This is a genomic window from Hymenobacter gelipurpurascens (assembly GCF_900187375.1).
GTDB classification, from domain to species: domain Bacteria; phylum Bacteroidota; class Bacteroidia; order Cytophagales; family Hymenobacteraceae; genus Hymenobacter; species Hymenobacter gelipurpurascens.
In genome coordinates, this window is sequence record NZ_FYEW01000001.1 from 1,870,156 (window position 1) to 1,883,406 (window position 13,251).

Below are 13,251 nucleotides of genomic sequence, written 5' to 3' on the forward strand. Positions count from 1 at the left end.
TGTACCCTATGAAAACCCATCTTCGTGCTTTGCCCATTGGGCTGGGCTTTTTACTGATAGCCGGCATCCTTTCCGGTATCTGGTACAAAATTTTGGATGAACGGGCCATTCTTGTCATCACGAAAGGCGGGACGTACACGGGTAACTTCCGTTCGACAGAATCGGGCAAGCCCGTGGTACTCATTGAAACCACGCAGCTCGTCATTCTGGAAAACTGCACGCTAACGGGCGCAGGCGACATCATTCAGGCGGCAAATGGGCAAGCCGACCTGATTGTGCGCAATTGCACGGCCTACGGTCTGACGCCTTCAGAGGATAAAAAGGACCGAGGGACCTTTCTGCGCGTTGCTGAAGCACGCAGGCTTACTGTCGAACACAACTATATCGAGCATCTTAATGGGCTTATAGTGTACCGTTGGGGCGGAGACGGGTCGGCGCAGCAGACGATGACGGTGCGCTACAACTCGGTCAAGAACCTGGATGCGCGCCGCCGCGACGGCAGCTACCCCCGCCAGGGCGCCGCTTTCGTGCTGCTCAACTCCGTGCGCAACCTGGCCGGCATCGACATCAGCTTCAACCAGGTCATCAACGAGCCCGACCAGAGCACCGTCTTCGACAACATCAACTTCTACAACTCCAGCGGCACGGCCCAGAGTTGGGCCAAGGTGCACGACAACTACGTGCAGGGCGCCTACCCCTTCCCCTCCACATCCAGCGAGTTCTCTGGCTCGGGCATGACCACCGACGGCGACGGCTCGACGGCGCAGTCCACCGTGGCCTTCTTGGAGGCCTACAACAACCAGTTCGTGAGCACCTGCAACGCAGCCATGAACATTGCCGCCGGCCACGACATCTACTTCCACCACAACCGCATGGTCACCAGTGGCCTGCGCAAAGATGGGGTCCGCCTCAATTCTACCTTCGCGGCGGCTTCTATTTTTAACAGCTATAAGAAGGATACCCTAACGGTATTTGTGCGTCACCGCATGCTTGACAATACCATTGGCTACGTTCGGATCGGGGTATCTTTCCCATACAAAAACCGGCAGGACCAGGACGTAACAACGGGCCTGAACCGTATGCCCAAAACAGGGAATAATCATCTTCCGAATCCTATAACGCTGGCCACCGAACAGAACGAATGGACCTTGTGGCAGCAGAAGCTCAGTAAGCAAGGAGTGCAGGTAGGGCCACTCACTCGGGCCACTGTAAAGGCAGGTTATGAATAAGCCCCCGCTTGAACCATCATTCAGTAAGACACTTACAAATTTTCTAGGCTTTCCTTCAGCGGAAAGCTTTTTTTATGCCCGTAGCTCAACGGTAAATCGTCGCTGATGACGTGCTAGGCCTATAATTTGTTGCATCAAAATACTTTTGATTAAAAAAATCCTATTTATATAATTTTGGTGTGCTGCTTTTTAAAAAATGTTTTTTATACATTTGTAACGAACCAAGCCTCAAGCATTATAACAATTTCAAGTTATAACTTGAGTTACCGTTTCTTAAGAAGTAGTAAGCACCCAACAGTTTTATGGTTGGTCTCTACTCAGACACGGGGTGTAGGTAGCAGCAGAGTGGCGCTGCTATAGCAAGAAGTTGGAAGCGTGCGGAAGATTAACCACTTACTTACCCTCAGGAAGACCTTTTTTCTTTTCTACGACAAGCTTTCTGCTGTTGCTGACACTTAGCCTTGCCACTACTTTGTGCCATCTCCTCTGTAGTACTGGCCGGTGTTTTTCCAACAGATAAGGCAAAACCACACTCAGGCACAATAGAAGGAATTCAATAATCAAAAATCTGATAAATTGAATTTACTATCTAGCTGCCACACCATTTACCTCAACACACCTTTCACCAAAACACTTCGGAATGCAAAATGCTGTTGGTTTTATGGGTTTAGCTACCCGCCGGGAAGAGTTTTCCGGTTCTGTGCGCCCTTCTTGGGCTTGGATATTTGCTTTCCTAATGAGCCTTCCTGCGCTGTCTTTCGCGCAGGCTCCTAATGTAACCTATAAGGCCCCGCTTGTTATCACGCAAGGCGGCACGTATTCGGGCAATTTCCGAAGCGACGACTCCAATACGCCCGTAATCCGCATCCAGACCACGCAGCCCGTCATTCTGGAAAACTGCACGCTGGCGGGTGCCGGCGACATCATCCATGCTATTAATGGGCAGGCCGATGTGATTGTGCGCAACGTTAGTGCGTATGGCCTCACGCCTTCGCAGACTGGCCTAGAGCGTGGCCACTTCTTTCGTACCGTTGATGCCCGACGCGTTACGGCTGAGCGCAACTACTTTGAAAGCATGAGTGGCTTTATCTTCTACCGTTGGGGTGGAGACGGGTCGGCGCAGCAGACGATGACGGTGCGCTACAACTCGGTCAAGAACCTGGATGCGCGCCGCCGCGACGGCAGCTACCCCCGCCAGGGCGCCGCTTTCGTGCTGCTCAACTCCGTGCGCAACCTGGCCGGCATCGACATCAGCTTCAACCAGGTCATCAACGAGCCCGACCAGAGCACCGTCTTCGACAACATCAACTTCTACAACTCCAGCGGCACGGCCCAGAGTTGGGCCAAGGTGCACGACAACTACGTGCAGGGCGCCTACCCCTTCCCCTCCACATCCAGCGAGTTCTCTGGCTCGGGCATGACCACCGACGGCGACGGCTCGACGGCGCAGTCCACCGTGGCCTTCTTGGAGGCCTACAACAACCAGTTCGTGAGCACCTGCAACGCAGCCATGAACATTGCCGCCGGCCACGACATCTACTTCCACCACAACCGCATGGTCACCAGTGGCCTGCGCAAAGATGGGGTCCGCCTTAACTCTACCTACGCAGCTACTTCGAGCCTGAACCAGTATCAGATGCCAAGCAACGTATTTTACAATAACCGCACGGAGAACAACACCATCGGATTTGTAAAATGGGGATATAATGTTCCATTCCCTGATCGTCATGACCTGAGCGTTGGCGCGTGTGCTACCTGCACCGGTACTACGCACCTGCCGAACCCCATCACGCTCCAGACGGAGGCCAACGAGTGGACTCTGTGGCAGCAGAAGCTGCAGCAGAATGGTGTAGCCGTAGGTCCGAACGGTTCTATCCCTGTCGCACCAGCACCAGCACCAGCACCAGCGCCTGCTCCGGCACCAACGCCAGCACCAGCGCCCGCTCCAGCACCCACCGGCGCTACTTTCGTACGTGCTATTAACGTAAATGGCAGCGCTCAAACAATTGATGGCAAAGCCTGGGAAGCCGGCAATGCTACCGGTGTTTCGATCAACGGTTCTACCTGGGAAGCTCAGAGCACAGCCCTGAACCCCGCTACCGACGCAGCCCGTGCTACTATGATTCGCTCCATGAAGTATGGTTCGAATCTGACGGCCAACGTGAGTGTGAGCAATGGCACGTATCAGGTGTACACCTACGTATGGGAGGATAACTATGCTCAGACGTTCAACATCGCGCTGGAAGGCAAGATTGTACAGAGCAACTACAACAGCGGCGCCGCTGGCCACTGGGACCGTTTAGGCCCGTTCACGGCCAACGTAACGGACGGCAACATTACGCTGAACCTCACGGGTGGCGACGCTAACCTTTCGGGCATTGAGATCTGGAAGCAGGATGGTACTACCAGTGCTCCTGCTCCTGCTCCTGCCCCTACTACTCCTACCACCACGGCTGGTTTCTACCGGGCTATCAACCTGAACGGCTCTGCTACCTCTATTGATGGCAACGCTTGGGAAGGCCGCTCGGCTGCCAACTACACCACCAACGGTGCTACCTGGGACGCGCAAAACGTTACCCTGACGACTGCTACAGACGCTAGCCGTGCTTCCATGATTCGCTCGATGGTGTACTCGCGGAACCTGAGCTTCACGATGACAGCCGTACCGAATGGCGACTACGATGTGTATGCGTATGTGTGGGAAGATAACTACGCCCAGACTGTTAGCCTGACCGTAAACGGCAAAGCTGCCCTCACTAACTACAACACGGGTACTGCCGGTACCTGGAAAAAAGTAGGTCCGATTGCCGTAACGGTTACCAATGGCACCATCCAGCTGAACGGCACCGGTGGCGACCTGAACCTCTCGGGTGTGGAAGTATGGAAGAAGTCGACCACTGCTTTCCTGACTTCACCAGCTTCTGGCAGCCAAACCCTTTCGGGTGCACTTGCTCCACAACAGCAGGTAGCCGCAACGGCTCCTTCTTTGCAGATGTCAGCTTTGGCTGCTGCTAAGGTTGAGTTGCCGCTAGGCCAGTCAACGTCTGCTCAGACGTCAGTCGCTACCACTACTCGCCCTTTTGCTACGGAGCAGCGTGTATCTGCCCTGGCCCGAGTATTGACGCCACGCCTTATTTAGCATAAGCCTTGCTGGGAGAGGCCTAGCAAGAACTTAGTTTTCGAAAAGCCTGACTCTAGCAAGAGTCAGGCTTTTTTTTCTGCAGATAACATAAACAGAACCATTCCACCACGGATACGTAGCATAACACCACTTTCATTTATCTTATATTATTGATAAATATTTTTACAAATATGGTTTGATATATGATTTATAATGCAATAATTTGTCACTAAAGTTCTAAACGAGCTTTAGCGTGGATTGTTCTATCTCATCTTCTACTTTCTGTTATATGAAGCGTGCTCTCATTACAGGCATCACAGGCCAGGACGGCTCCTATCTGGCCGAACTGCTTCTCAGTAAAGGCTACGAAGTGCACGGCATCAAGCGCCGTTCGTCTATGTTCAACACCGAGCGCATCGACCATCTGTATCAAGATCCGCACGAGAGGAATATTCGGTTTAAGTTGCACTACGGTGATTTGACGGACTCCACGAACCTGATCCGAATTGTGCAGGAGGTGCAGCCCGACGAGATTTACAACCTGGGGGCCATGTCGCACGTGAAGGTCTCGTTTGATACCCCGGAGTACACGGCCGATGTGGATGGTATCGGCACGCTGCGGCTGCTGGAGGCGGTGCGCATTCTGGGCCTGACGCACAAGACGCGCATCTACCAGGCCAGCACCTCGGAGCTCTACGGGCTAGTGCAAGAAGTGCCACAGCGCGAAACGACACCTTTCTACCCTCGCTCGCCCTATGCCGTGGCTAAGCTCTACGGCTTCTGGATTACGGTCAACTACCGCGAGGCCTACGGCATGTATGCCTGCAACGGCATCCTGTTCAACCACGAGAGCCCACAACGGGGCGAAACCTTCGTGACGCGCAAGATTACGCGGGCGGCGGCTCGCATTGCGCTGGGCCTGCAGGAGAAGCTGTATCTGGGCAACCTGGATGCCAAGCGCGACTGGGGCCACGCCAAAGACTATGTGGAGGCTATGTGGCGCATGCTCCAGCAAGAGCAGCCCCGCGACTACGTGGTGGCCACGGGCGTCACGACCACGGTGCGCGAGTTTGTGCGCCTGGCATTTGCTGAGTTAGGCATTGAGGTCAGCTTCAGTGGCGAGGGAGCCCAGGAAAGGGGCTTTGTGGCAGCCTGCCACCACCCCGATTTCCAACTGCCGCTAGGCCAGGAGGTGGTGGCCGTAGACCCGGCTTACTTCCGCCCGACCGAAGTAGAACTGCTCATCGGCGACCCTACCCGCGTCAAAACTGAATTAGGCTGGGAGCCCCAGTACGATCTGCCCGCATTGGTGCAGGACATGGTGCAATCAGACCTGCGCCTGTTCCGCCGGGATGCCGTGCTGCTGGAAGCAGGTCACCAAATTATGTATCATGATGAGTAGGCCAGTGCCGCTGGTGACGGAGGTGGCCTAGGCCACCTGTCCCCGCCTACCCTTCCACAACTATACTAGTAAAGTCAGCCTACCGCTTATACTCTTACTCCCTTGACTTTATGGAACTTAATGCCCGAATATATGTAGCCGGCCATCGTGGGATGGTAGGCGCGGCTCTGGTTCGCCGATTAAAACAAGCCGGTTACTTCAACCTCATCACCCGCTCTTCACAGGAGCTCGACCTGCGGGACCAAGGCGCGGTGGAGGACTTCTTTTCCCTGGAAAATCCGGAGTACGTGCTACTGGCCGCGGCCAAGGTAGGCGGCATCCTGGCCAACAATACCTACCGTGCCGACTTCCTGTATGACAACCTGATGATTCAGAGCAACGTGTTGCGGGAAAGTCAGCGGCGCGGCGTGAAGAAGTTGCTGTTTCTGGGGTCTTCGTGCATATACCCCAAGATGGCGCCGCAGCCTATCAAAGAGGACTACCTACTGACCGGCCCGCTGGAGCCCACCAACGAGCCCTACGCCATTGCCAAAATCGCGGGCCTAAAACTCTGCGAGGCTTACCGCGAACAGTACGACTGCAACTTCATTACGGCCATGCCCACCAACCTGTATGGCCCCGGCGACAACTATCATCCGCAAAACTCGCACGTGCTGCCGGCGCTGCTGCGCCGTTTTGCTGAAGCGCAGGCCCTAGGCCACCCGCGCGTAGTGGTGTGGGGCACGGGCACACCCCGCCGCGAGTTTTTGCACGTGGATGACCTAGCCGATGCGTGCCTGCACCTGATGCTACACTACAATGAGGTAGCTCCCGTGAATATTGGTACCGGCCGCGACATCAGCATTCAGGAACTGGCTGAACTGGTAACCGAACTGACGGGCTACCTCGGCGAAACCGTCTTCGACTTCTCGCACCCCGATGGCACACCCCGCAAACTTCTCGATGTCAGCCGTCTGCATGCCCTGGGTTGGCAGCACTCCATAGGCCTACGCGAAGGTATTGAGGCTGTGCTGCAGTCAGAGGACTGGCGACGGGCTACATCCGCCTCTTCCTTGTCGGTGGTGGCATAAAAACGCACTGGTTTCTCACGCCAACCCTCTCCTCTTATGCGCAACTATATTACTCGCTTACAGCATTTCATGCAGAATGAACCTTACGCTCGTACTCGGCGGAAGGTGAGTAGGATGTTGCGCGAAGTAGTGCCGCATAACCAGCAGTACCGGCCTACGGGTATGTGCCCGAGCAGCCGCGAGTTAGCCGCCCAGCCCGGTAGCGGGGTGGCCTACTACGGCTTGGTGCCCGCCCACACCTCTACCCTGGCGGTGCCCGACGACTTCTATGAGCACACGTCGCAGTTTATTGGCCTGCATACCAAGCCAAACCGCCAGGAAGAAGTGCCGGAGGCATTCGTGGTAACACTCGACCACGGTCGCCTATACGCAGATAATTTCACGAGCATTGCCATTATTACCAAAGGCAATAAGCTAGTAGGCGATGCCTCATTTCAGTTTGCCAACCGCGACCTGTGCCGGCCCGAGGACAACAACATTTTCCGGCAACGCTATTTCCTGGAGCCTCAGGAAGTGGATGGCACAGTGTTCAGTCTGCTTTCGGGAGGAGGAGCCGGAGAAGGCAACTTCTTTCACTGGCTAATTGACTCGCTTCCGCGCCTGCATCTGATTCGGGAAGCGGGCCTGCTAGACCAGATCGAATACTTTCTGGTGTATGATAAAACCCGGCGCTTCATGCTCGACACGCTGGCCCCCCTGGGCATCGGGCCCGAGAAACTACTGGATCTAAGCACTCACCGCCACCTACAGGCGCGCCGGCTGGTAGTAACCTCCACCGTGCGTGGCCGGCTTACGCACACCCCCAGCTGGGCTCTGCAGTTTCTACGCGATACGATGCTGCCAGCGGCAACACCCCGCGAGTCCTTTAGTCCCTATATTTTCGTAAGCCGCCGCGATGCTCGTTTCCGACATATTCTCAATGAGCCCGAGGTGGAAGCTATGCTGCAAGAATATGGCTTCCAAACGCACGTACTCACCCCCTACTCACAAGCTGAAAAAGTGGCCCTGTTTGCCCAGGCAAAAGTAGTAGTTACCACAGTGGGAGCAGGTCTGACCAACCTGATTTTCTGCCAGCCCGATGCTCATATCATTGAGCTATTGCCCAAGAGCTTTGTGGTGCCGGAATACCAGATGCTGGCGGCTCGCCTAGGCATCTCATACCGCCATTTGGTTTGCGAATCGACGCGCGACAGTACGGTGTATTCTGATGCCGTGAATGACCACCTGACGGTGGACCTTGCGGCCTTGCGTCAGCTTTTAGAACAAGTGCTAGAACCTGAGTCTGTCCGCTAACTCTTTCCCCTCTACGGTATACGATCTTTCTTTTCTACTTCCCTGCTATGATGATGAATATGCCACTAGCTTTCACGCAGTCTGCCCTTGCGGGCTCTCCTACTGCGGGGGTGGAGGTGCCCGAGCGACGTGCCGCTCCCGCTTCGCCAGCTGCCCCCAACGAGGAACCCCTGCTTAGCATTTGTATTCCTACCTACCACCGGCCCGAGCTTCTGGCCCGCGCCCTGAACTCGGTACTGCCTCTACCGCCGGAAGTAGAGCTTATTATTTCCGATAACTCTACCGCCAACAGCGAAAGTGAGCACACTACCTGCCGTGTTCTTGCTGATCAGCCGACCTCCCGCTGGACCTATTATCACAACCCACCCGGTGGCAGTGGCGGTACCAACTGGGTAGCCTGCGTGAAGCGTGCACGAGGCCATTATGTTCTCATGCTTCACGACGATGACTACCTGCTACCCGGCAGCGTGGAGGCCATGCTAACAGTGTTGCGTCAAGTGCGAGGAAAGTACCATTCGGTGCTTTTTGGCGTAGATGTAGTAGATGTGCAGCGGCGGGTTCTGCAGAAACAGACGCCCTCCCGCACCAATTATTTGCCGCCCGCCGTTGCCGTAGAAGCGCTGCTCACCAACTCATCGCTCATTCGGGTGCCGGCCATGGCTGTCAGCCGCGAGGTGTATCGCAGCACGGGAGGCCCCGACCCTTCTCAGAGCACCACCGACGACACCGATTTGTGGCTCCGTGTATTCGCGGCGGCAGGCGTATACCGGGTGCCCATTACCACATGCGCTTATACGGTCCACGATGGTGCCGTCACAACGGGCGTATTCAATCAGACGACGGTACAACTGCTGCTTCAGATCTTCAATAAGGCACGGGGCCACAACCTGTTATCCGAAGACCGGCTGCAGCGGGCACAGGCTCACTTTTTTCACCAGTTTGTACTGGCGGGGGCCTATCGCTCCCTATGTCGCCGCGATACCTCGGCGGCCCGGCAAGTACTGCAACTTCTAAACCTGCCTGAGCTGAAGCAACTGCCTACCCCGGCGCGCTGGCTTCCGGTTCGGCTAGGCCTGTCGTTGTGCGCTCGTCTCAATTTTGTCCCACCTCTTCTGCCAAACCACTCTCAACGCCAGTCAGGATAGCCCTACCTAAATAAAAAGTAAATATTATTTGCATTATTATATAATTAACACAACAATATTTAGGATATTACACGAAAGGTTTCCCGTTTCCCTTATTACCCGCATCATATGTTCATTCTTGACAAATCGTTACAGGCTCGCGAACGGGCCGGAAACCCTATTCGAGTAGGATTGTGGGGAGCAGGCCAAATGGCTCAAGGCTTGGTGAATCAGGTGATGCGCTACACTCCCGGCATGGAGATAGCCGTAATTGCCAATCGAACGATCAGTAAGGCGCATGAGGCCTACGACTACGCCGGCTATACTGCCTCGGAGTGTAATGACCTAGCAACCTTGCAAGCCTGCGTATCGGCGGGGGGCTATGCCGTGACGGAAAACGCCGAGCTTCTTTGCGAGCTGGAGGGGCTGGATATCCTGGTGGAATGCACAGGTACAATCCATTACGCCGCCAACCTTATAATGAAGGCTATCGAGAACAAGAAGCATGTTCTCCTCTTCAACCCGGAGGTAGATGCCACCATTGGGCCAATACTGAAGGTATACGCCGACAAGGCTGGGGTAATGCTCAGCGGCTGCGACGGCGACCAGCCGGGCGTCATCATGAACCTGTACCGCTTTGTGAAAGGGCTAGGCCTCACGCCACTCATTTGTGGCAATATCAAGGGATTACAGGATTTCTACCGCAACCCTACTACGCAGGCTGGTTTTGCTGCCCGATGGCAGCTGACGCCCGAAATGGTGACCTGCTTTGCTGATGGCACCAAAATATCTATTGAGCAGGCCTGCGTAGCCAATGCCACGGGCATGGGTGTGGCCAAGCGCGGCATGCTGGGCTACACCCACGATGGCCACATTGATGACATGACGGGCCTCTACGATGTGGAGGAACTCAAGCGACTGGGCGGCATTGTCGATTATGTGGTAGGCCCCAAACCAGGCCCTGGCGTTTTTGTGTTTGCCACTACCGACGACCCCAAGGTGCGTCATTACCTGGAGTACGGCAAGCTGGGCACGGGCCCTCTGTATAGCTTCTATACTCCCTATCACCTGATTTACGCCGAAATCCCGATTTCCATCGCCCGCATGGTGCTCTTCCAGGACATTATCATGGAACCCTTGGGTGGCCCGGTGGTAGAGGTAATTACGTTGGCCAAAACGCCCTTAAAGGCGGGGCAAACGCTCGATGGCCTTGGTGGCTACGACACGTATGGCCAGTGCGAAAATGCCCAGGTAGCTCGGCAGGAAAACTTGCTACCGGTAGGCCTAGCCGAAGGTGCTACCGTAAAATACGACCTACCGCGCGACCATGTGCTCACGTTTGATGACGTAGACCTGCCTGCCGACAACCTCGTGCAACGCCTCTACCGCGAGCAAACAACCCTATTCTTTCCGGAGCTACAGCCCAAGACCGTGCTGGCTTAGGCCACTTTATATTCCTCGATACTCCCCTCTATCTGACTTTTACTCCCTGAAGCCATGATTGAAGCTATTGCCACTCAGGTGGAAAACCGCATTTTGCGGGAAGACATGCAAACTATCTATCAGCACCTTTCTGAGCAGGAAAAGGACAAGCTCCGCGACTCTACCATTCTGCTAACGGGTTGTGGGGGGTTTCTGGGCTACTACTTCATGCATTTCTTTGCGCAGTATGCTGAGGAGCTAAATATTCAGCGCATTATTGGCCTAGAGAACTTTCTGACCGGCACTAAAGACTGGCTGGATAACCTAGTAGCAAGTAATCCGGAGGTTATTAAGCTGCACGAGTTCAATGTCATTACCGACTCGGTGGAAGATATTCCGGGTGCAGCGGAGGCAAACCTGGTGATTCATATGGCCTCCATTGCCTCACCTACATTCTACCGCATCTACCCTATTGAGACGGTGGATGCCAACATAACTGGCCTACGTCGGCTCCTGGATTTTTACGCCGATAAGCAGCTGCGCGGGTTTTTGTTTTTCTCCAGCAGCGAAATCTACGGCGACCCATTTCCGGAGTTTATTCCAACCAGCGAAGACTACCGGGGCAACGTGGCCACCATTGGCCCCCGCGCCTGCTACGATGAAGCGAAGCGCTTTGGCGAAACGCTGTGCTACCTATTTTCGCAGAAGCACAACATGCCTATTGGCATTGCACGGCCATTCAACAATTATGGCCCCGGCATGAGCATCCACGACAAGCGCCTCCCCGCCGATTTTGCGAAAGCAGTGGTAGAAGGCCGCGACCTGGAAATCCTATCGGATGGCACGCCTACGCGCACGTTCTGCTACATCTCCGATGCTATTACCGGCTACCTAAAAGTGCTGCTCCATGGCCAGTTTGATGTTTTTAACATCGGAATGGATAAGCCAGAGCTCTCGGTACGGGATTTTGCAGGGTTCTTTAATACCCAAGGAAAAGCTATCTTCAACTATCAGGGAAAGATATCCTTCAATACGTCTCAGGACAAAGAATACCTTACTGATAATCCGAACCGCCGCTGTCCCAATATCAGCAAAGCCCGTCAGCTACTGGCCTATGAGCCCCAGATGGGGGTAGAAGAAGGTATCAGGCGCTACCTGGAATTTCTCTTCATCAATAAAGAGCAGGCATTATGATTACCGTACTCGGACTTGGCTTTGTGGGGTTAACCACGGCGTTAGGATTCAGCAAGAAAGGCTTTAAGGTCTACGGTATCGACGTAAACCAGGAGCGCGTAGAGAAGCTACGAGGGTATGAGGTGCCCTTTTATGAGCCGCATTTAGATGAGGCGCTACGTCAGCAGCTCGGACACAACTTTTGGCTGGATGTTCCTCTGGTCGAGGCTGTCCGCAACAGTAAGGTGATTATTCTGTGCGTAGGCACACCTGGCAACCCCGATGGCAGCGCCGACCTGACGTATTTGCTCCAGGCAGTGCATGATGTATTTGAGGCTAGCTCCGGCGAGTTCAAAGTCATCGTGACCAAATCGACGGTGCCGCCTTCCACCGTGACCAACAAGGTAAAGCCGTATGTGGAAGAGCTGAACCGGCAATACAATAAGCCCATCGGGTTGGCCTCTAATCCCGAGTTCCTGCGCGAGGGCTATGCCTGGGACGATTTCATGCACCCTGACCGCATAGTAATTGGGGTGGAAGATGAAGACTCGAAAGAGGTGCTTAACGAAATCTACCAGCCCTTCCATGCGCCGGTGCATTATGTAAGCTTCAACTCTGCCGAGTTCATTAAATACCTATCAAACACACTCTTATCCACCCTGATTAGTTTTTCAAACGAAATGGCCATGATTGCCGAGCACATTGGCGGCATTGATGTGGCAGGCGCATTCAAGATTCTGCATCAAGACAAGCGCTGGTTTGGGGCGCCGGCCGCCATGGCCAGCTACGTATACCCCGGCTGCGGATACGGCGGCTATTGTCTGCCCAAAGACACGGCCGCCTTGGTCAGCATTGCGCAGGAGCATGGCTTCACGCCGCACATTCTGGCGGGCAACCTCCAGATCAATGAAGAAATCAAGGATTTTGTGGTCAGCAAAATTATGGCAGCAGTGCCTGCCAGCAGTACCATTGGCATTTTAGGACTCGCTTTCAAGAGCGGCTCCGATGATGTGCGCCTGAGTCCTAGCAAGAGTATCATTGAAAAGCTGCTGGCGCAAGGTTACTCGCGCATAGTGGCCTACGACCCGATGGCCAACGAGATTTTCGCTCAAGAGTATGGGTTGCCCATCACGTACACTAATACACTGGAAGACCTGGTAGAACAGGCCGATGAATTGGTGCTCCTGACCGGGTGGCCGGAATTTCGGCAAAACAAACACCTGATTACCAGTAAGCGGCTGTTCGACTTCCGCCATACCCTGGCGGAACTACCTCAAGCTCCCATTTTGAAAGCCGAGGAAGTGGCCTAGCCCGAATAGTCTTATTGCTTTACTTAGTCTAGGCCAGTTCTGCTCACTAGCAGGACTGGCCTTTTGCTCATACCGCTAAACCGCTTCTCGACCAAAGGGCCGCAAAA

General features: G+C 54.6%; 9 protein-coding genes. All 9 read left to right on the forward strand.

Annotation, left to right across the window (positions count from 1 at the left end; genetic code table 11):
- The first annotated feature begins 8 nt into the window (after positions 1–8).
- The 9 genes from CFT68_RS07920 (at position 9) to CFT68_RS07960 (ending at position 13,144) form a co-directional block, all read left to right on the forward strand.
- The gene (locus CFT68_RS07920) at positions 9–1,229 is read left to right on the forward strand and encodes a hypothetical protein (protein WP_088842860.1); all 1,221 of its coding nucleotides are present in this window, start codon (positions 9–11) and stop codon (positions 1,227–1,229) included.
- 736 nt (positions 1,230–1,965) lie between these two features.
- Positions 1,966–4,368, forward strand: a complete 2,403-nt coding sequence (locus tag CFT68_RS21935; protein WP_088842861.1) for a hypothetical protein — start codon at positions 1,966–1,968, stop codon at positions 4,366–4,368.
- Between the two features lie 271 nt (positions 4,369–4,639).
- A complete protein-coding gene (gmd, locus tag CFT68_RS07930) occupies positions 4,640–5,752 on the forward strand; it encodes a GDP-mannose 4,6-dehydratase (RefSeq protein ID WP_088842863.1) in 1,113 nt (370 codons plus the stop codon).
- Between the two features lie 110 nt (positions 5,753–5,862).
- A complete protein-coding gene (locus tag CFT68_RS07935; RefSeq protein WP_088842864.1) occupies positions 5,863–6,822 on the forward strand; it encodes a GDP-L-fucose synthase family protein in 960 nt (319 codons plus the stop codon).
- A gap of 69 nt (positions 6,823–6,891) precedes the next feature.
- Positions 6,892–8,115 carry a glycosyltransferase family 61 protein gene (locus tag CFT68_RS07940; RefSeq protein WP_170934734.1) on the forward strand — a complete coding sequence of 408 codons (1,224 nt, stop codon included), beginning with the start codon at positions 6,892–6,894 and terminating at the stop codon, positions 8,113–8,115.
- Positions 8,116–8,174: 59 nt separating this feature from the next.
- On the forward strand, positions 8,175–9,260 hold the full coding sequence (locus tag CFT68_RS07945) for a glycosyltransferase family 2 protein (RefSeq protein ID WP_170934735.1): 1,086 nt from the start codon (positions 8,175–8,177) through the stop codon (positions 9,258–9,260).
- 108 nt (positions 9,261–9,368) lie between these two features.
- On the forward strand, positions 9,369–10,682 hold the full coding sequence (locus CFT68_RS07950) for an NAD(P)H-dependent oxidoreductase (protein ID WP_088842869.1): 1,314 nt from the start codon (positions 9,369–9,371) through the stop codon (positions 10,680–10,682).
- Positions 10,683–10,736: 54 nt separating this feature from the next.
- Positions 10,737–11,855, forward strand: a complete 1,119-nt coding sequence (locus tag CFT68_RS07955) for an NAD-dependent epimerase/dehydratase family protein (RefSeq protein ID WP_088842871.1) — start codon at positions 10,737–10,739, stop codon at positions 11,853–11,855.
- Positions 11,852–13,144 (forward strand): UDP-glucose dehydrogenase family protein, encoded by a 1,293-nt coding sequence (locus CFT68_RS07960; protein ID WP_170934736.1) that lies wholly within the window; start codon positions 11,852–11,854, stop codon positions 13,142–13,144. The genes CFT68_RS07955 and CFT68_RS07960 overlap by 4 nt, the downstream gene beginning before the upstream one ends.
- The last annotated feature ends 107 nt before the right edge of the window (positions 13,145–13,251 follow it).